General features: G+C 55.1%; 24 protein-coding genes, 1 tRNA gene and 1 pseudogene. 15 read left to right on the plus strand and 11 right to left on the minus strand.

Translation table 11 applies throughout. The features are described from left to right. Nucleotides 1-207: rhomboid family intramembrane serine protease (locus VI895_09610; protein ID HLG20053.1), on the plus strand; the 207-nt coding region annotated here is incomplete at its 5' end. Beyond that, nucleotides 204-917, plus strand: a complete 714-nt coding sequence (locus tag VI895_09615) for a glycosyltransferase family 2 protein (protein ID HLG20054.1) — start codon at nt 204-206, stop codon at nt 915-917. The genes VI895_09610 and VI895_09615, both read left to right, overlap by 4 nt. On the opposite strand, the gene VI895_09620 is transcribed toward VI895_09615, so the two are convergent. From VI895_09620 to VI895_09650, 7 genes are all read right to left on the minus strand, one after another. Continuing rightward, nucleotides 914-3055, minus strand: coding sequence for an STT3 domain-containing protein (locus tag VI895_09620; protein ID HLG20055.1), 2142 nt, complete (start codon nt 3053-3055; stop codon nt 914-916). The two genes, VI895_09615 and VI895_09620, sit on opposite strands and share 4 nt — an antisense overlap. A 1-nt stretch (nt 3056) precedes the next feature. Further along, entirely contained in the window at nt 3057-4043 is a 987-nt protein-coding gene (ruvB, locus tag VI895_09625; protein HLG20056.1) for a Holliday junction branch migration DNA helicase RuvB, read from the minus strand. Nucleotides 4044-4099: 56 nt separating this feature from the next. Beyond that, nucleotides 4100-4696, minus strand: coding sequence for a Holliday junction branch migration protein RuvA (gene ruvA / locus VI895_09630; protein HLG20057.1), 597 nt, complete (start codon nt 4694-4696; stop codon nt 4100-4102). Then, the gene (ruvC, locus tag VI895_09635; protein ID HLG20058.1) at nt 4693-5280 is read right to left on the minus strand and encodes a crossover junction endodeoxyribonuclease RuvC; all 588 of its coding nucleotides are present in this window, start codon (nt 5278-5280) and stop codon (nt 4693-4695) included. Before ruvC ends, ruvA begins: the two co-directional genes overlap by 4 nt. After that, nucleotides 5252-6004, minus strand: coding sequence for a YebC/PmpR family DNA-binding transcriptional regulator (locus VI895_09640; GenBank protein ID HLG20059.1), 753 nt, complete (start codon nt 6002-6004; stop codon nt 5252-5254). The genes ruvC and VI895_09640 overlap by 29 nt, the downstream gene beginning before the upstream one ends. Nucleotides 6005-6081: 77 nt before the next feature. After that, a complete protein-coding gene (locus VI895_09645; GenBank protein HLG20060.1) occupies nt 6082-6369 on the minus strand; it encodes a type II toxin-antitoxin system RelE/ParE family toxin in 288 nt (95 codons plus the stop codon). After that, nucleotides 6366-6641 carry a type II toxin-antitoxin system Phd/YefM family antitoxin gene (locus tag VI895_09650; GenBank protein HLG20061.1) on the minus strand — a complete coding sequence of 92 codons (276 nt, stop codon included), beginning with the start codon at nt 6639-6641 and terminating at the stop codon, nt 6366-6368. The genes VI895_09645 and VI895_09650 overlap by 4 nt, the downstream gene beginning before the upstream one ends. A gap of 124 nt (nt 6642-6765) precedes the next feature. Between VI895_09650 and VI895_09655 the strand changes: the two genes are divergently transcribed. After that, complete coding sequence (locus VI895_09655) at nt 6766-7299, plus strand: cupin domain-containing protein (protein HLG20062.1); 534 nt, start codon at nt 6766-6768, stop codon at nt 7297-7299. A 76-nt stretch (nt 7300-7375) separates the two neighbouring features. Here the strand turns inward: VI895_09655 and VI895_09660 are convergent, their stop codons facing one another. Beyond that, nucleotides 7376-8191, minus strand: coding sequence for a hypothetical protein (locus tag VI895_09660; protein ID HLG20063.1), 816 nt, complete (start codon nt 8189-8191; stop codon nt 7376-7378). A gap of 142 nt (nt 8192-8333) precedes the next feature. Here VI895_09660 and VI895_09665 point away from each other — a divergent pair, with 142 nt between their 5' ends. The 7 genes from VI895_09665 to VI895_09695 all read left to right on the plus strand — a co-directional run bounded on the left by VI895_09665 (nt 8334) and on the right by VI895_09695 (nt 13163). Further along, nucleotides 8334-9200, plus strand: a complete 867-nt coding sequence (locus VI895_09665) for a 4-(cytidine 5'-diphospho)-2-C-methyl-D-erythritol kinase (protein ID HLG20064.1) — start codon at nt 8334-8336, stop codon at nt 9198-9200. A gap of 20 nt (nt 9201-9220) precedes the next feature. Then, nucleotides 9221-9295: transfer RNA gene (locus VI895_09670), tRNA-Gln, on the plus strand. Nucleotides 9296-9569: 274 nt separating this feature from the next. Beyond that, nucleotides 9570-10508, plus strand: a complete 939-nt coding sequence (locus VI895_09675) for a ribose-phosphate pyrophosphokinase (GenBank protein HLG20065.1) — start codon at nt 9570-9572, stop codon at nt 10506-10508. 11 nt (nt 10509-10519) lie between these two features. Continuing rightward, nucleotides 10520-11338 carry a 50S ribosomal protein L25 gene (locus tag VI895_09680; protein HLG20066.1) on the plus strand — a complete coding sequence of 273 codons (819 nt, stop codon included), beginning with the start codon at nt 10520-10522 and terminating at the stop codon, nt 11336-11338. Continuing rightward, complete coding sequence (pth, locus tag VI895_09685) at nt 11335-11913, plus strand: aminoacyl-tRNA hydrolase (protein HLG20067.1); 579 nt, start codon at nt 11335-11337, stop codon at nt 11911-11913. Before VI895_09680 ends, pth begins: the two co-directional genes overlap by 4 nt. Nucleotides 11914-12162: 249 nt before the next feature. Continuing rightward, complete coding sequence (locus tag VI895_09690) at nt 12163-12852, plus strand: ATP-binding protein (protein ID HLG20068.1); 690 nt, start codon at nt 12163-12165, stop codon at nt 12850-12852. Beyond that, the gene (locus VI895_09695) at nt 12852-13163 is read left to right on the plus strand and encodes an STAS-like domain-containing protein (GenBank protein HLG20069.1); all 312 of its coding nucleotides are present in this window, start codon (nt 12852-12854) and stop codon (nt 13161-13163) included. The genes VI895_09690 and VI895_09695 overlap by 1 nt, the downstream gene beginning before the upstream one ends. A gap of 13 nt (nt 13164-13176) precedes the next feature. Here VI895_09695 and VI895_09700 read toward each other — a convergent pair whose 3' ends face one another. Next, nucleotides 13177-14439 carry a nucleoside recognition domain-containing protein gene (locus VI895_09700; protein ID HLG20070.1) on the minus strand — a complete coding sequence of 421 codons (1263 nt, stop codon included), beginning with the start codon at nt 14437-14439 and terminating at the stop codon, nt 13177-13179. A 5-nt stretch (nt 14440-14444) separates the two neighbouring features. After that, nucleotides 14445-14918: a M15 family metallopeptidase gene (locus VI895_09705; GenBank protein ID HLG20071.1), complete on the minus strand. Its 474-nt coding sequence runs from the start codon at nt 14916-14918 to the stop codon at nt 14445-14447. 139 nt (nt 14919-15057) lie between these two features. Here VI895_09705 and rpsF point away from each other — a divergent pair, with 139 nt between their 5' ends. From rpsF to VI895_09730, 5 genes and pseudogenes are all read left to right on the plus strand, one after another. Continuing rightward, a complete protein-coding gene (gene rpsF / locus VI895_09710; GenBank protein ID HLG20072.1) occupies nt 15058-15417 on the plus strand; it encodes a 30S ribosomal protein S6 in 360 nt (119 codons plus the stop codon). 1 nt (nt 15418) lies between these two features. Continuing rightward, the gene (gene rpsR / locus VI895_09715) at nt 15419-15748 is read left to right on the plus strand and encodes a 30S ribosomal protein S18 (protein HLG20073.1); all 330 of its coding nucleotides are present in this window, start codon (nt 15419-15421) and stop codon (nt 15746-15748) included. Continuing rightward, on the plus strand, nt 15745-16194 hold the full coding sequence (gene rplI, locus VI895_09720) for a 50S ribosomal protein L9 (protein ID HLG20074.1): 450 nt from the start codon (nt 15745-15747) through the stop codon (nt 16192-16194). Before rpsR ends, rplI begins: the two co-directional genes overlap by 4 nt. After that, nucleotides 16194-17561, plus strand: coding sequence for a replicative DNA helicase (dnaB, locus tag VI895_09725; GenBank protein HLG20075.1), 1368 nt, complete (start codon nt 16194-16196; stop codon nt 17559-17561). Before rplI ends, dnaB begins: the two co-directional genes overlap by 1 nt. Before the next feature lie 55 nt (nt 17562-17616). Beyond that, nucleotides 17617-17763 (plus strand): annotated as a pseudogene (locus VI895_09730) (L-2-hydroxyglutarate oxidase). Between the two features lie 13 nt (nt 17764-17776). Here the strand turns inward: VI895_09730 and VI895_09735 are convergent. Further along, a partial coding sequence (locus VI895_09735) for a sigma 54-interacting transcriptional regulator (GenBank protein ID HLG20076.1) occupies nt 17777-19243 on the minus strand: 1467 nt, incomplete at its 5' end.

Here is a 19243-nt window from a genome sequence, read left to right on the forward strand (position 1 = left end):
CACCGAATCTCCACGCTGATCTTCATTTTCTTTTTTGTGCGCGTCGTTCCGATTCCAGCGTTCTTCTTTCTGGGATTTTGGTTTCTTCTGCAGGTCCTTCAATCGCGCATGGGCGGACCGGTGGCTTGGTGGGCGCATATCGGCGGATTCCTTGTCGGCATGATCTTCGTGGGTGTATTCCTTCGCCAGAAACGCCGCAGTCCATGAAGAAGGTCCCTTCGACGTTGAGCATAGTCGTTTCGGTTTTTAATGAGCAGGACTTCGTCGAGCGTTCGCTGCGTGGACTGAGCGAAACGAAGCTGCCCGCAGTTTCCAAGAAAGAGATTATTGTAGTGGACGACGGTTCGACGGATGGAACTCGCGATATTCTTCTAAAACTGCAGAAGGAAATCGGATTTCTTCTTTTGCACCTACCGAAGAATCAAGGGAAAGGCTCCGCCCTTAGGGCCGGCATCGCGCGGGTCTCGGGAGATCTTGTGGTGTTTCACGATGCGGATTTGGAATATGACCCCGCGGACTTCAACCAGATGTTGGTTCCGCTACTGTCCGGAAAAGCGGATGTTGTTTATGGCTCGCGATTTGTGGGAAGTGAGATTCGCCGGCTCCTCTTCTTTTGGCATCATGTGGGCAATCGAATCATCAGCACGCTGGTAAACATGGTGACCAACCTCAATTTTTCTGACGTTGAAACCTGTTACAAAATGTTCCGCGCGGATGCGTTGAAATCCCTTTCTCTCCAGTCCGATCGATTCGGGATTGAGATTGAGATGACGATCAAGGCCGCCAAGAAAGGCCTTCGGTTTTACGAGGTGCCCGTTTCCTATAATGGAAGGACGTATGCCGAAGGAAAAAAAATCACGTGGCGGGACGGGATCGGCGCCGTGTACAGCATCCTGCGGTACGGCCTTTTCGATTAGTTGATATTTACGCGGATGACGTGGCCTTGAGCCACGTCATTTTCCCGCACACGAAAATTGAGCTCTCTATTTTTCAAATGCAAACGATAGGGGGAAGTGACAACCAGAGCGTCATTCTGGAAATCGGTCGAATACGGAACGGTAACGGCCGTCTGGCCGGCCGCCAGCAACGCCCGGTAAAAAAAGTGCTTTCCGGCGGAAGTGGAGATCGGAAGCTCCAAGAGCGCTTCTGTCTGCAAGGGGTGATTGAATAATACCCGGGCTCCCTTAACCGCTTCGAAAACGCGAAACGTCGGAAAGTTTTTGCCGCCGAGTGTTCGTTCTTCGGTCGTTTCATACACTTCACGAAAATGCGTCAACGCGGGGATCAAGAGGTTGTTTTGAAAGACGGCATACGAACCTCCGAGAATATGGAGGCGCGTTTCGAGAAAACGGACGTTGTGTCCGTTGATTCCGGACGAGCGGGAATCTGGCGGGGAGTTGCGACCGAGAATCTTTTCGAGATCGGAATATTCGTCAAACGAAGGGTACGTCAGCAAATATCGAACTCGCTCTTTCTGCGCGATCGCCCAAGCTTCGTTTTCGTTTTGAGCCAGACGGAGGGCGATCGCATTGCGCCGGGCAATGTGAGTCTGTTCCGTATCGAACGGGGAGTCGAGCGTCGGGCGCTCGGCGTAATAGGTGAGAAACCCGCCAAACGCCGCGCGCGAAACAACTCCGTACGCAGGTTTCGCATTCTCGTCCCAGATCCGATCGGTGGAAGAGGGCGTGTGGGTACGAATCCATTCGAGCGTTTGCAGTAATTCCGACGGATAATGGATTTCGGAAGTCCACTGATTGGATGTGAAACGATAAAGGGGGAAAAGGGATGCGACAGCCAGGAGACCGACGATCGCTCTTGTGCGCAGTCGTTGGAAGTCTAAGGATGCCAGGGACTCTCCCGCAAGGATCGACGCCAGCACGGCAAACGTCGGGAGAAACCGGACAAATAGAAAGCTCTGAATTAACAGCCCGGCAAATGAAAGTAACAGAAAAAGTTGCGCCGCCGAACGTTCTCGGTAAGCCCGGCCGAATTTTTTGTTGAATTCCGAAAAACTGAATAACACGATCGGCGTGAGATAGACGAAAATGTGTTTCGCGTACGCCGCGGGTCCCATTGTGAAAAGGCCGGCGTTTTCGCCCACGAGGAGAAAATTGTGATCCTTTCGGTTCAGAATTCCGATCAGGAAGCCGGGGCCGGTGCGTGTCAGAAGAAACAAGATCAAACCGAAGAGACATCCGGCAACGCCGATTTTAGAAAGTCGACTCGTCGCCGGCGATCTCCAGGTTTTAAGCGTCAGAAAGAACAGAAGACAGGTGAGGGAGAAACCAAACCAGAAGCGACCTGGAACTTGAATGTCCCAGGGAGAGAAACCACTCCAGAGGTTGGAGAACGAAAAGAAGGCCGAAAGTAGTGTAACGCCAAGCCATGCCCAAAGCGCGGCCGACGTGCGCGTCAGAGCGCAAGCGACGACAAAATAGACCAGATACGCGTAGTACGTGAGCGGAAAACTTAAGACGGCCCAAATGACCGTCAGGGCCAGGAGGGCGATTTGGGCAAACCATCGTTTATGATGAGCCGGTTCGGGGTGGTTCTTGAGCAGCAGAAGAAGCCCAAGAAGCAACAGTGGCTCTACGATATGATGATCGATCCTTCCAAACATAGAAATAAAGATGTGCGCCGGTGAGACAGCGACCAGAATGGCGGAGATCCATGCCGCTTTTTTCCCAAAGAAAGCCTTGGTAATGAGAAAAGTGAAAAGAACATTCAGCGCGCCCAGAAAGGGAATAAAGAAAGCGAGCAAGAAACTAAAGAGGTCCGGTTCATGGCTGAACCAGGAGAATGGGACCCAAAGGGACGCGCAGAGAAGATCGAAGAGAGGCGGCCATTGTACTTGAGCGGCAAGGGGAAATGCGAGGAGCGGATCCCGCACAGGTAGATGGGGAAAGTTATGGATGAGGAGAAATATTTTCCGAAGGTGGTACGCAGGATCGCTGTCGAAGGGGAATAGGCGGCCATCCACGACGGCGGAGGGAAGATTCGCGCACCGCAAAAGAAAGGCGACGAGAAGCAACGCCGGAAGAGCGAACTTCTTCACTTCACAAAAGCGATTCCTGAGCACTCAGCTTAGGGGGGAGCTGTAAATGTTGATAGGCGAGTCGGGTCGCCACTCGACCGCGCGGAGTCCGGTGCAGGAATCCACGTTGAAGAAGAAAAGGCTCGTAAACCTCTTCGAGCGTGTCGCTCTCTTCGCTGATCGAGGAGGAGAGGGTGTCCAAGCCGACCGGTCCCCCGTCGAATTTCTCGATGATCGTTCGAAGAATCCGGCGATCCATGGAATCAAACCCTTCTTGATCGACTTCCAGCATCTCCAGGCCCTTTTGCGCGGCATCCATCGTGATCTTCCCGTTGGCCCGTACCTGAGCGTAATCGCGCACACGTTTAAGAAGGCGATTGGCGATTCGCGGGGTCCCGCGCGCACGCCGGGCGATCTCTTCGGAGGCGTCATCGTCGGTCACAATCGAAAGAATCCGCGCCGAACGGCGGACGATTTGAAGAAGTTCGGAAGCGTCGTAAAAATCAAGGCGCTCGACCACGCCGAATCGATCCCGTAACGGGGAGGTGAGAAGACCGGTCCGCGTGGTCGCCCCAACGAGTGTGAACGGCACGAGATCGATTTTCACCGTTCGCGCGCCGGGGCCCTGGCCGATCAGAATGTCGAGCCGGAAATCTTCCATCGCTTGGTAGAGAACTTCTTCGACGACCCGATGCAAGCGGTGAATCTCGTCGATGAAGAGCACGTCGCGAGGCTCCAGATTTGTGAGAACGGCGGCCAAATCGCCGGCCCGTTCAATCACCGGCCCGGAGGTCGCCCGGATATTCACACCGAGTTCTCGGGAAATGATATGCGCCAGAGTCGTTTTGCCGAGGCCGGGCGGGCCGCAAAAGAGCGTGTGATCCATCGCTTCGTTTCGTTTTTTCGCCGCTTCGATAAAAATGCGCAGCTTATCGACCACCTTCTTTTGTCCGATGTATTCTTTGAGGTGGCTCGGGCGAAGCGTGAGTTCGTCCGGCTGGTCTTCCATCAGGGAAAAGGGAGTCACCTGCCGGTCGGGCGGAGGCGGGAACTTCGTCGATTCATTCATCGGGTGAGTAGCTTCAGCGTCTCTTTTAGAATCCTATCAAACGAGCCGAATTTCGATAGATCGATCCGCGCCACGGCCATTTCCGCGTCGGGGCGCTTGTAACCGAGATTGACGAGCGCGGAGATGACATCGTCGTTCACGTCCCCTCGACCGTGCGGAGCGGGTGCATGCATGTCGGCGTGGAGTGGAAAATCCTTCAGACGGTCGCGCAATTCAACCACGAGCCGCTCGGCCGTCTTTTTGCCGATGCCGGGAGTACGTTGCAACGTCGGGATATCACCAGAACGAATCGCACCGACCAGGCGGTCCAGCGGAAGAGCCGAAAGGATTCCCATAGCCGTCTTGGCTCCGACACCGCTCACGAGAATCAAAACCCGAAAAAGTTCCCGCTCGCGGGGAGAGGCAAAACCGTAGAGCGTGATTCCGTCCTCCCGAACGTGCGTGTGGACGTAGACTTCCACGGGAGAGCTGGCGGGACCCAGACCGGCGTTGGTGAAGACCGAAACGTGAACCTCGTATCCGACCCCGCCGGTGTCGATCACGACGGAATCTCCGGTTTTCTCTTTGATCGTGCCTTTGAGCCAACCGATCACAGGGTCCTCCAGCGGCTTCCGCCGCGGCCCAATCGACGAGTCGGCGTTTCGAGGTTCAACGCCTGCGCGATCCGGCGGGCACTGTTGCCGACATTGAGATGGCAGAGCGCCACGGCCAGTGCGTCGGTCGAATCGTGCCGCGTCGTGGGAGCGGTAGGAAGGCGAAAGAGTCGCGAGACCATCGTGAGGATCTGCTCCTTACTCGCCCGGCCGTATCCTACGGTCGACTGTTTCACTTCGGTTGCGGAATACTCGATGACGGGAAGGCTCTTGTTGGCCGCCGCGAGCAAGGCCACGCCGCGCGCGTGTGCCAGAATGACGGCCGATCGGACGTTTTTGGCGTAGAAAATCGCTTCCACCGCCATAACATCGGGGGAGGTCTCGTCGATCACCGCCACGAGCTGATTGTAAATCGTTCGAAGGCGTTGTTCGAGCGGTTGTTTATCGGAGGTCCGAATCGCTCCCTTCTTGAGGCAAACGAGGCGAGTTCCAATTTGAGTTGCGACACCGTAGCCGGTGGTATGGGTGCCCGGGTCGATCCCGAGGACGATGGGACTATGCCCCTGCAATTTTCTCCATGACATCTTCGGCGATGTCGGAATTCGTGTAGACGTGCTGGACGTCGTCGTTATCTTCCAGTTCCTCCACGAGCCGAACCATTTGCTCGGCGTTTTTCCCTTCCAGTTGGACGGTGTTTTTGGGAAGTTTGGCGACTTCCGCCAGTACAAATTTAATTCCCGCGGTTTCGATTTTGCCTTTCACCGCTTCGAACATGTGCGGGTCCGTAATGACTTCAAAATTGCTTCCAACGTCGCGGACATCCTCAGCACCCGCATCCAGAGCGACCTCCATCAGTTTCTCTTCGGAAACGGTCGCTTTGTCGATCGCTAGAATCCCCTTTTTCTCGAAGTTCCACGACACACAGCCAGCCTCGCCCATGTTGCCGCCGTGGTGCGTGAAGATATAGCGAATTTCGGCCACGGTGCGTTGTTTGCTGTCCGTCATAATGTCGACCAAGATCGCGACGCCTCCAGGACCGTATCCTTCGTACGTCGTCTCTTCGTACGTGATCCCTTCCAGCTCGCCCGTTCCGCGCTTGATCGCCCGTTCGATGTTTTCTCCGGGCATGTTCTGCGCGCGAGCCGCGGCTACTGCGGATCGGAGCCTTGTATTTGTATTGACGTCTCCTCCACCCATTCGGGCGGCTACGACTACTTCCTTAATTAACTTAGTGAAAACCTTGCCTTTTTTGGCATCCGCGAGTCCCTTTTTCCGCTTAATTGTCGCCCAACGCGAGTGTCCGGACATGGCGAAGGAGGTAACACAATTTCGGGAGTTTGGGCAATGACCAGAATATTTTTCGAGGGCGACGATCGGGGATCTCCCTACTGCATCGGCCGTGGAATCTCTTCCGTGAGTTCCTCGTAAATGGTCTTGCGATGCCCGAATCCGACAACGATCACGGTGACGAGATTTCGTTCGATTCGATAAACAATCCGAAAACGCCTGGTGCGCAGAGAAAAGAGTCCCGCCAGTTGATCACGCAACGGTTTGCCGCTCCAAGGATCTTTCCGAAGCTCTTCAAGCGCCTCACGCACGTAGCGTTTGGTTTGCGGGGGAAGGACGCGCAGCGTCGTCTGAACTTTCGGCGTGACGACGAGACGCCACTTCACCTACGATCCCAGGTAATCTTCTCCAGAGGAATGCCCTTGCCTCCGCGGCGCAAGTAGCGAAGCGACGCCCGTATCTGGGACATGAGATGTGGATTCTCTTTGATAGCGAGCGTCTCGACAATGGATTCCCATTCGTCATACGAAAGCAAAACCGCCGCAGGTTTACCTTTAGTCGTGATGATCAATTCGTCCCCCAGGCGATTGACGCGGCGAACCGCCTCCAGGGCGCGAGTCCGAAACTCCGTGACCGGAACGATGGTGGGTAACCGCATGACAGCTAATGTAGCATAAAAATGAGCGTTCGGTAAAGGACGGGGTCGGCCTGGCCGTGGTACGGTGATCCCTCTTGAACGTCTGGGGAGAGCTGATAGAAAGGGCGTTTTTAGGAGACGAATGATGGGAACCAAATTGCGTAAAGCAGAACTAAAGGAAACGCCTGAAGGCATCATTCCCCAAGGTCAAGGCTGGTACATCATCAATATGGCCGATGCCCGCTGGAGGAAGAATCCGAAATTCGGTTGGAAGTGTGATCTGGAGGGGGAAGCGAAATTCCCGCAGCTCGGGATCAACCTTCGAGTGATGGAGCCCGGCCAGTCCAACTGCTACTACCATCAAGAAGAGGATCAAGAAGACTTTCTCGTTCTATCCGGGGAGTGTGTCTTGCTGGTGGACGGTGAAGAGCGGCGGCTCAAGGCCTGGGATTTTTTTCATTGCCCGCCCGGCGTTTCGCACGTGTTTGTGGGTGCCGGAACCAAACCGTGCACGGTTCTTATGGTCGGAAGTCGGGAAAACGGAGGTGTGTTTTACCCCGTGGATCCGGTGGCCCAGAAATACGGTGCTTCTGCTGCGGCGGAGACGGACTCACCTGAAACAGCCTACAGCGACGCTCCGAAGTCCGAATACACCCGAAGAAAGTGGCCGCTCGCCTGAACTATCCGTGGGCGTGACCATTCGGGAGCCAATTCCCGTTTGGTCCTGACTAAACGGGAATGTACTCCCGGATAGGCTACTTCGTAGGCTCAGATACTTGTTGGGATTGATAGCCGAATGAAGTAAACACATTTTCGGCTCGCCATAGGTCGCCACCAAAATCAGCGGCCCACTCAGATTCCTTGCAACCCTGATAATAGATATCGAGGTTCTTCAGTCTTTTTTGCGCCAGATCCGGCGCCATTTCGCCCGTCAAGATTTGCGTTGAATACACTTCGACTTCGCGACATTGGTAGTGTGCACAATTGCCCCACTTCGTCATGAAAAGCTCCTTCGCACCTGGGTACCGGTGCAGATCCGAAAGAGTTCGCGGATACGAAGGGGGATTCTCACGGGTAGACGTCGCTTTTAATGACGCTTCCAACGCGATTCCCATCCATTGCGTGTGATGGCGTGCCTCGTGTCTCACAGCAGTGGTTATGAATTGCAAACAGGCATCCTTAGAATACTCGCGATAATTGCAAACATCTTCCCAGAGGAAGAATTCACCAGTTTCTGTGACCTCTGCGGCTGGAAGTTTCCGGTGGTCGCTGGGATTCTCTTTCGTTCCATCCCAGTTGTAATCGAACAAGAAGTCTTCGGGGACTCCCTCACAGGTGAGAGGCACGAAATGATGATGATTCACATATTCGGACCACTCCTCGGTCGTACGTAGATTGACCTTCAGATCTGGTGCGAACTGTTCCTGAACCTGCTTGGCCCATCGTGCTATCGACTTACGCTTAAAGAGATTAGGCGTTCTGACGAACGAGTCTGCAGAAGCATCTTGAAGCAGAAGAGGTGTAAGGGATACTGCGAGGAACAAGAATATCGAACAGGTGCGTTTGGCCATGAACCGGTTTCTTTCTGTATTTGGAACGCCGCGTCTAACAAGGACGGCGCAACGAGTCAACAAAAATCCTTATGTCGTTGCTCTGAATTCCCGGAACCGAATCTATTGTCGGATTCGGAGAGCTCTGGTAGCTCAACGGATCATGCGGCTTGACCTGAAGTCTCCCTGCAAAATCAACCTCATACTCCGCGTGTTTGAGCGGCGGGCGGACGGTTACCATCGCGTCGAAACCGTGATGGTCAAACTCGCGCTTCATGACGATATTGTGGTTGGCGTCGAGGAGGGGGACGGAATCTTGGTTCGGGTACCGGCCAATCCTGTATTGGAAAACGATCAAAATCTCGCCGTTCGGGCGGCACGCCTCTTTTGTGAAACGTCGGGAAAGAAGGCTCGTGTGACGATCGAGATCACGAAGCGTATACCTGTCGCAGGCGGTTTAGGTGGCGGAAGTAGCAATGGCGCCGCTGTGCTCTTGGCGCTTCAGAAAAGCCTAGGTGGAATTTCGGACGATTTATTACTGAAGATGGGTCTGAAATTGGGAGCGGATGTGCCATTTTTTATTCAACCGGGCAATTGGGGAATCGGTCGCGGGATTGGAGACGATATAAGACCTTGGCAGAGCCTGCCATCCCGGCCGATTGTCCTGGTAAATCCGGGGTTTCCGGTGCCGACCGCCAAGGTGTATCGGGCGCTGGGACGCCCATTGACGCCGGAAGTTCGGGATGGTAATTCCTCCGCCCTTCGGAAAGAACCCAAAAGTTGGAGTGATCTTAAGGGGTTATTTTCGGTCGGCAACGATCTGCAGGCGGCGGCGGAAAAGCTTTATCCCGACATCCAAACGATTCGGGTCGCTCTTTCGGAACGGGGAGCCGACTTCGCTCAGATGAGCGGAAGCGGCGGGAGCGTGTTTGGGCTCTTTTCGGAAAGGAAAAAAGCAGAGTCGGCGGCGAACGATCTTCAAAAGAGATGGAAGATCGTCATCGTCACGGAAACGGCGGCGGACGGATAAAGACACTCGAACGACAGCGTTGGGGCGTCGACAAGCGGTAAGTCAACGGCCTTTGGAGCCGTCATTCGGAGGTTCGAATCCTCCCGCCCCAGCCAAAATCGATGACCCCGGAGGGGCCGGCGATTTTGGGAGGCAGGGGGCGGGAGATGAGAACCTCCTCAGGTCGAGGCCAGCGGGTTTGGGAGGAGAAAGAGGTTTGGAAAGATAGAGTGGGGTCGAAGGAAGGGTGACGGTGAGGGGCAAGTAAGCGCTTGCCGAGACCGAGCGTCATTCGAATCCTCCCGCCCCAGCCACACACATGGCGGCCCGGAGGGCCGGCAGGTGAACGGTACGGTACAGGCCGAGGAAAGTTAATGACGGTGTGACATTATGGATGAAATGAAAATTTTTGCCGGGAACTCCAATGTTCCTTTGGCGCGAAAAATTTGCGCGTGTCTCGGTGTCCCGCTGGGCGAAGCCAAGGTAAAGCGCTTCAGCGACGGCGAAACTTGGGTGGAACTGGGCGAGAATGTCCGCGGCCGGGATACGTACATCATCCAATCCACTTCTTTTCCCGCTAACGACAACTTAATGGAACTCCTGGTGATGATCGACGCGATTAAACGAGCCTCGGCCGACCGAATTACAGCGGTCATGCCGTACTACGGTTACGGTCGGCAAGATCGAAAAGTCGCTCCTCGCACGCCGATCACGGCGAAGTTGGTCGCCGATCTTATTGAGGCCGCCGGAGCCACCCGAGTTCTTTCAATGGACATGCACGCGGGACAGATTCAGGGATTCTTCAATATTCCCTTCGACCACCTGTATGCCGCTCCCGTATTGATGGAGTACCTTCAGGCGCTTCACAACGGTGACATGGTCATCGTATCGCCAGATGCCGGCGGCGTGGAGCGGGCCCGCGCATACGCCAAGAGAATGAACGCTTCACTTGCGATCATCGACAAGCGGAGAGAACAGGCCAACGTTTCGCAAATCATGAATGTCATCGGCGACGTGAAAGGGAGGCTCGCGGTATTGGTCGATGACCTGGTGGATACGGCGGGTACCTTAACCCAGGCCGTGCCCGTCCTGTTGGAGCGCGGCGCGACGAAGGTTTGCGCGGTGGCGACCCATCCGGTGCTCTCGGGCCCGGCCATTGAACGGATCCAACAGTCCAAAATGGAACAGATTTGTGTTACGGACTCCATTCCGCTTCGCGAAAACGCGGCGTCGTGCAAGAAGATCACCACGCGCTCGGTGGCTGAGCTTTTGGGCGAGGCGATTCGGCGGATTCATAACGAAGATTCGGTGAGTTCGTTGTTTATATAGAGGAGGAAGTCATGGAACGCAGGGAGTTGAATGTCGAAATTCGGGGGAATTCGGGCAAGGCCGAATCGCGAAAATTACGAAACGAAAACAAGGTGCCGGCGGTTTTCTACGGACCCCGAATGGAAAAGCCGGTATTGCTTACGGTGGCTTCCGCCGATATCGCCAAAGTGATGGTCGGCAGCGGGAATTCCCTGTTGACGCTGCGTTCGAAAGGGAATCAATCGGTGGACGGCAAAACCGCTCTTTTGAAGGACGAACAGTTCCATCCTCTGACGCAGAAAGTTCTTCACGTCGATCTGTACGAGGTCCGCATGGACCGGAAAATCAAAGTGGACATTCGCGTCGCCCTGACCGGCAAGGCGAAGGGAACGGCGGACGGCGGAATCGTTCAGCAGATCGTTCGCGAGTTGGCCGTACGATGTTTGCCCGACCAGATTCCCGATAAAATCGAAGTGGACGTCAGCCCGCTGGCGATCGGAGATTCGATTCACATCAGCGACGTCAAACTCCCGCCCGGTATCGAGGTGGTGGGAACGATCAACTACACAATTGCGGCGGTTGTCATGCCGGAAGAAGAGGTCGTGGCGGCTCCGACGCCAGCGGAAGTTGCAGCGGCAGCTGCAGCGGTTCCGGGCGCGGTGCCTGCGGAAGGCGCGGTGCCGGCGGAAGGCGCGGCGCCAGCAGCTCCAGGAGCAGCGGCGGCCCCGGGCAAAGACGCAAAGGCACCGGTGGCCGGCAAGGATGCCAAAGCTCCGACGGCCAAAGATGCCAAGGCCCCGGCCGGTGGCAAAGAAGCCGGCAAGGCGGCAGGCGAAGTAAAGAAGAAATGAAACTCGTCGTCGGCCTGGGAAATCCCGGGGACGAGTACCGTTCCACGCGTCACAACATTGGGTTCTTGGCCCTGGACTGTTTTCTCAAACGGAACTCGAAAAGGGCCACGAAGAAACTCAAGAACGCGATCGGGGCTTCACTCGTTGTCAATGGCGAAGAGTGTTGGTTCTTCAAACCGCACACGTTCATGAATCGAAGCGGTCTGGCCGTCGCGCCGATCGCGCGGAAACTTTCGGTCGAGCCTTCGGAAACACTCGTGATCCATGATGAAGCGGATCTGGACCCGGGCCGCCTTCAGCTCAAACTTGGGGGTGGAACCGGCGGACACAAAGGGCTGGATTCGATCGTGGCGGAATGGAATGAGCGGGATTTTTACCGTCTGCGGATCGGCATCGGAAAATCGACCGAACAGGAATTGGCGGATTATGTTTTGGAAGTTGTCCCGGCTTCCGTTCTGGACCCCTTGGCGGAGGCGGCGGCTGATGCCATTGAGAAGATTTTCGCTCTGGGTGCCGATCAAGCGATGGGTCGGATCAACGTACGTCCTTCCACATCTTTGCAGACGAACCAATAACACTAATATTTAGTCGCATAAATATTTAATAATATAAGATAGTTATATTATATTAAAAAATAGTATTGAATATTTATGCCTTGAAATTATACATTTGCGACTATATATTTAATCGCATCTATGCGTATTCTCTTGCCGACGTCTGTTGGCGACGGTCGCCTCGATTCCATCCTCCTGGCTTTTCATTCTTTGCGGAGTCCCGATCGGAGTAACCCGCTTGAGCTTGACTGGCAGCGAGTTCGCCACGTCATGCCCGCAGGGCATGCTATTTTGGCTGCCCTAACGGACTCTATAATTGCGACGGCGGCTAAGATTCGGGTGATGCACCTGTCGTCGGCACTAGGGCGTCTTCCCTACTTCAAACTGATGAAGACGTCCCCTCGTTCGCGGATTCTTCCCCCCGTGAGCGTGTACTCGATACATACAAACACTCAAATTGCTTCCGCTCACGATTCAGGAATTGACCTTATCTTTACGCAAAATATTGAGGACGCTTTTTCCAAACTTCTTGGAGAGGATCTCTCCTACGACGTACGTACAGTGGTGAACGAATTGATGCAAAACACCGTCGATCATTCTGGAGCGGAACGTTATTACTTGTACGCGGGCATATGGGAAAATGACTTCCACGTAGGTGTCCTCGATATGGGATTCACCATACCTGCCCGTCTGGAACGAAAATATCGTATAGCGAATGATGTGGAATCACTTGAACTGGCTCTCCGGAAGGGGATCGGAACTCGCCAAACACGCGAGGGGGGGCTCGGGCTCTCGTACGTGAGGGATATTGTGAAGCGAAACGAAGGCAGGCTTACGATCCTGAGCCGCCAGGCACAGTTTCGAAAATACTTTTCGACCCGGCGGTCGCAGCGGAGCCTGCTCAAGCGTCCCGTGGATGGAACCTGGGTTTTTGTGCGATTTCCAATGAGGAGGGTGTGATGGCCGTGGTTTTGATTCGGCGAGAGTTCTCTTCCGACCATATTACCCGGCAGGCGGGAGAACGGCTTCGTCAGCTCATCCTGGATTTCGCGAATAAGGGGGAATCGATCGTGATCGACTTTTCCGGGGTAACGATTGCGAGCACTTCGTTCCTGGATGAGGGCCTAGCCAAACTTGCGGACGATGGATGGAGCGCCGAAATTGTGAATCAAAAGATAACTCTGAAAAACATACACGCGCGAGATCGGGACCTGCTTCGGCAATTGTCATTGGATCGATGGAAGGAGCAGGGGGATATCCCCCGCTGGTAAACCTGCGGCGGACTCAGGCAAAAAAGAAATAGGTGACGAGGATGGCCGCCAGGATGCCGCCGGCATCGGCCAGCAAGCCGCACGGTACGGCGTGACGGGTTTTGGAAATGCCGACCGATCCAAAGTAAACCGCCAGAATATAGAAAGTCGTATCGGTGCTTCCTTGAATGACACACGTCATCCGCCCGATGAAAGAGTCGGCGCCGTACGTTTTCATGGCCTCGATCATCATGGCCCTGGCCCCGCCCCCGCTGAGCGGGCGCAAAATGGCGGCCGGAAGTGCATCGACGAAATTGGTATTTAGACCCAGCCAAGCCACGTCCGTTCGCACGGCGTCCAAAATCCATTCCATCGCGCCGCTCGCTCGAAAGACGCCGATCGCCACCAGCATGGCGACCAAATGTGGAATAATTTTGATTGCGACTCCAAATCCGTCTTTCGCCCCTTCGATGAATGTGGCGTAGACGTTCAGCCTCTTGAAACAGGCGGCGGCGATAAACGAGACGATGATTGCAAAAATCAAGACGCTGCTGACTACGGAAGACTGAAGCTGCATCGCCTCCGGAGAGAGGCGGGAAAAATAGAAAGCCAGGCCGCCGACCGAGCCTGTCAAAAGAGCGAGGTACCCAAGGATCACCCGGTCCCACAGGCGAATCCGTTGTGCGGCGGCTACGGCCAGGAAGCCGGTCAACGTGGAGACGAACGTGGCGATCAACGCGGGAATGAAAATGTCGGTGGGAGCTTTCGCGCCCATCTGGGCCCGAAAGGTGAAGATGGTAATCGGCAGGACGGTGACCGAGGAGGTATTGATGACGAGAAAAAGGATCTGGGCGTTCGTCGCCGTATCTTTCTTCGGATTCAAGCCTTGGAGCTCCGCCATCGCTTTCAATCCCAGCGGAGTCGCGGCGTTGTCGAGGCCGAGGACATTTGCGGCCATGTTCATGACGACGGAGCCGATGGCGGGATGATCGCGGGGCACGTCGGGCATGAGGCGTTGAAACAGAGGAGTAAGAAAGCGGGTCAACAGCCGAACGGCGCCCGCCTGCTCTCCGATCCGCATGATTCCCATCCAAAGGGCGAGCACGCCCGTCAATCCGATGCAGATTTCAAAGGCGGTCTTGGCGTTATCAAAGATGGACTGAAAGATATCGGGGAGGATCTGGGTTTCGCCGAAGCCGAGGCGGGCCAGACCGAAGGCGAAAGCCACGAAGAAAAAAGAAACCCAGACGGCATTCAGATAATCGACGTTACCCAGCGAAAAGCGTCGGGGAGTCAAACGGCTTATTCATTCCCAGGGGAAAAGTGGTGGTAGTCATGCAGACTTTTCCATCGGCCTCCCCAGGACCAATCATGTTCCGTGCGGCTGATCACCGGATTGTAGGCCGGGTTGATGTCGATGGCGCCCGACGTTTGCCGGCTCCATATCCCCGTGTCCCGGACCTCCCTGGGGGCGAAAGCGTATGTATTATTGAATCGCATCGAAAGGTCGTCGGCATCGACGGCGAGTCTTTCGGCTTGCACCGGGCAATGCCGCGGGATGACCTCGGTAAGCTCTGAAAGTTCGGGTTTTGCCAGGTCGCGTATAAGGGCGACTTGCTCCTCGCCCTTCTGCTGATCCAGCGTGGCCTGTATTTCCCTCCGAAGGTTGGCGTACCGCTGATGAAATTCCGGCGACAGCGTTGTCGAAGCGGTTTCGGTCCCGTGGGTCGGGAGAATGGAAAAAAGGAAAAGAAAGAGAATCGAAAAAAAGGTCATGTGCGCTCCTTTTCATGAAAGAGTACTGGAGATTGAGCGGTTGTAAACCGGGAGTTGCGTTCAAGGCGGTATCCTGGTACTAGGCACACCTTTCCCTCGCTCCGGAGTTGGTTCCGGGGCAAACCCATGAGGAGGATCGATGCGTAACTACGAGACGATTGTTATTGCCAAGCCCGACGTTAACGAAGGGTACATTTCAACTCTTTCCAAAAAAATCGAGAAGGTGGTCACACGGAAACCGGGTGAACTGATTAAGAAAGACGACTGGGGCCTCAAACGGCTGGCGTATGAAATCGCCAAGACGCAAAAGGGGCGCTATCTCTACTGGAACTACTCCCAGATGCCCGAAGCGATTTCCGAAATCGAACGACACCTGAAGTTCGATGAAAATATCTTGCGCTTTTTGACCGTCATTTCCGAGGAAACTCAGACACCCAAAAAGGCGGAAAAGGACGAAGCCAAAGCCCGCAAAAAAGTGAAGAAGGCGGAGGAGGCCTAAGATGTTCAGAGAACGAAAAGAATCTTCGTCGCATTACGGCGACATGGGGGACGGAAAGGATTTTGGCGGCCGAGGAGGGGGCAAATCGTTTGGTCGGCGAAAAGGCTGCCGTTTCTGTAACGACGCCGAGATCAAACTCGATTTCAAGGATCCGCTTCTTCTCGCGGCATTTGTCTCTGAAAAGGGAAGGATTCTGCCCCGCCGAATGACGGGAAATTGCTCCCTTCATCAGCGGGCGGTCTCTCGCGCGGTGAAACGAGCACGGTACCTCGCTCTCTTAAGTTTCACGGAGGGCTTTCACGCCGGCAGCAGCGAAGGGGCGACGCCATGAAAGTCGTTCTTCTGGAATCGGTCGCTAATTTAGGCGTGGTCGGCGACGTAGTGAACGTACGCCCCGGCTACGCGCGCAATCTGCTATTGCCGAAGAAGAAAGCCTTGATGGCGAATTCCCGGAATTTAAAGCATGTGGGCCACCAAAAAATGGTGCTGGACCACAAACTCAAACGAGTTCGCGAACAGTCGGAAGAGGTTCGAAAGACTCTGGAAGGCAAAGGGGTTTCGATTCGCAAGAAGGCGGGTGAACATGGAAAACTGTTCGGCTCCGTCACCACGTCAGATGTGGAAGAAGCGCTCCGAGCGGCCGGCGTGATCGTTCATCGCAAGTTCATTCACCTCGACGAGCCGATCAAGAACACCGGGAAGTACGACGTTCCGGTGAAGCTGGACGGCGGCCTCGAGGCCAAGATCAAAGTCGAGGTTGTGGCCGAGGAAAAATAATGGCTTCAGCGGAGTTTGGCCGAACGAGAGTCCCGCCCCAAAACATTGAGGCCGAACAATCCGTTTTGGGCGCGGTTTTGCTCGACAACCAAGCCGCCCACGAGGTTACCGAAATCCTCCGGCCGGAGGATTTCTACAAGGAAAGTCACCGGGAAATATTCGCGGCTACGCTCGCGCTGCTCGACCGTAACGAACCCGCCGATCTCGTCACGCTGACCAACGAACTCAAAAAGGAGGGCAAGCTCGACCGACTCGGCGGGGCCGCTTACATGGCTTCTCTTGTGGAAGCGGTTCCGACGGCGGCCAATGTGATGCACTACGCCCGTATCGTGAAAGAAAAGGCCGTACTTCGGGACATCATCTCCGCCGCGACGGAGATCGCGACCGGCGGCTACGAGGAAAAGGACATCGAAGAATACCTCGACGAAGCGGAAACCAAGATCTTCAGGATCTCCGAACGGCGACTATCCGGCGCTCTCTTGCCGATTTCGTCCGTAATTAAAGAATCGTTCCGACAGATCGAAGAAAATTACGAGCGGAAGCAATTAATCACCGGCTTGTCGACCGGTTTTCGCGACCTGGATAAACTGACGGCGGGCTTGCAGGGCTCCGACCTCGTTATCGTCGCGGGTCGGCCGTCGATGGGGAAGACGTCGTTTTGCCTGAACATCGCGCAACATGCGGCTATGATTTCGAAAATGCCGGTCGCGGTATTCTCTTTGGAGATGGCGCGGCACCAGCTGGCCCAGCGGCTATTATGCTCGCTCGCTCGCATCGATTCATCGCGCCTTCGCACAGGGATCATCGATGAAGAGGAGTGGATGCGGTTGACCCAAGCGGCGGGGGAACTGTCGGAATCGCCGATTTATATCGACGACACGCCCCAAGTCACCGTTTTGGAGATGCGGGCCAAGGCGAGGCGGCTGAAGGCCGCGCGGGGACTCGGCCTGGTGGTCGTGGATTACATTCAATTGATGACTTCCCGCGGGAAGTATGAGAATCGCGAACGTGAGATCTCGGAGATCTCCCGATCGCTCAAGGCGATGGCCAAAGAACTGAACGTGCCCGTCCTCGCGTTGTCGCAGCTCAATCGAGGCGTGGAGAATCGAACCGACAAGCGGCCGCAGATGTCAGATCTTCGAGAGTCCGGCGCGATCGAACAAGATGCCGATATCGTCGGATTTATCTACCGCGACGAAGTGTACAACAAAGAAAGCCCCGATCGCGGGATTGCGGAATTTATCGTCGCGAAACATCGAAACGGTCCGATCGGTGTAACGAAATTAGCCTTCCTCGCTCAATACACCAGGTTCGAAAATCTAGCGTTTGAATATCCCGGCGCCGCGATGGAAACCGCCCACGCCTGACGTCGGAGCCTGCGAGAGACGCGATCCATCGATAGAATGCTCTGCAATTCAAACGTTGGTGCAGGACTTTGTCGTGGAAGGCGACGCTCGATCGTTTCACGTACTCAACGCCGTGTCGCCGGCGTTCACCTGCGCCTTTCCAATGGCAAGAATTATCGTGGATCGGGTGGAGGCCAAGCGTGCCGCGAGCTCCGAGGTGTAGGGTAGGTTGAAGACTATGTCGTCAGATTGTACTGGCCCATTTTGCGTCGAAGCGTATTTCGGTTGATTCCCAACAGCTCGGCCGCTCGAACCCGATTTCCTTTGGTCTCGGCGAGGACCAATTTGAGCAGAGGTTTTTCCACGTGCTGGACAATCAGGGGATGGAGATCCTTCAAATGATCGATCCCAAACCTGCGAAACAGACTTTGAAGACGCTCTTCAATGATCTCCTCCAAAGCGTCTTCTTCGATTCGAAGTTGTTCCGGGTGGCCGGAAAGGAAAGGACGGAGTGTACGAGGGTTAATTCCGGCTTGCCCGGAAAGTACGCTGGCCGCCCAGAGAACATTTTCCAGTTCGCGGATATTCCCGGGCCAGGGGTAATCCTGAAGAAGGGACATCGCACTTTCGGTGATGCCCATATTGCGAATCCGCCGTTCACGCTGAAGTTTTTCCAGGACATTCCTTGCGATGTTCGGCAGATCGCTCTTCCGTTCTCGCAGCGGGGGAATGTGAAAAGTGCACCCCCGCAACTGTTTGGACAAATCCCTATGAAATCCCTTGCTCCATCCGGAGCCGTTTGTCCCGTCTTCCACAGCGAAAATAAACCGGGCCTCGAGATTAAGTCGATCGCCTCCCCCCACCGGTGAAAATTTGCGCGTGATAATCGTACGGGCCAGTCTTTCCTGAAGCCTGCCCGGAATATGATCCGCTCGATCCAACAGGAGAGTCCCGTCTGCGGCCAATGAAATCTTGCTTTGCCACGGCGTATCGTGGTTCGGCCGGTTGCGAGGAGGGATCTCACCGAAAATTTCCCGTTCGAGTTCCCTTGAATCCCGATCCTTGCACCGAACAATGACAAACGGAGCGATGGATCGCTTCGAACTCAAATGGAAAAGCCGCGCAAGCAATGTCTTGCCGCTCCCTGGCTCACCAATCAGGACAATGGGAGTGTCGCGGTTACAGGCTTTTTCCATGCTTCGCTTTATGATGTCTGCCCATGCTCCTGCGCAGAGGATGGCGGCATCCTTTTGAATGGCGTCGGCTGCCGAAGCCTTGATGGATTCGAGTTCGCCGGCCTGTCTCGCAAACGTGCGGGCCCGCGTAAGGAGTGACCGGATCATCACGGGACTCGGGGGCATGGAAATCCAATCATGAATTCGACCGTTCTGCTGAAGATCAACGGCTTTCGACATCTCGGCTTCTTGCGCTGCAACAACGACATAGGTCAAGGACGGGAATAAGTTCTGTTTCGCCAGGACGGCATAGATCGGACGATCGAGAAATGCGCAGAAGAAGAGCCGGCGCTTGAGCAGATCCCGACAGTCCGCCGCCGTTTGAACCCTCGTCGTGCGGCATCCTGAAGGAATGATCGCGCTTTTGAGCGCGCGGTCGTGCTCCGGATTCGCAATTCCAAGAAGGACCCAGCGTTCAGCAGGCATCGGATTGCGCCGGATAAGAAGCAGGATCGAATCGGTCGAAAA

It is taken from the genome of Bdellovibrionota bacterium, from assembly GCA_035292885.1.
In the GTDB taxonomy this organism is placed as follows: Bacteria; Bdellovibrionota_G; JALEGL01; order JALEGL01; family DATDPG01; genus DATDPG01.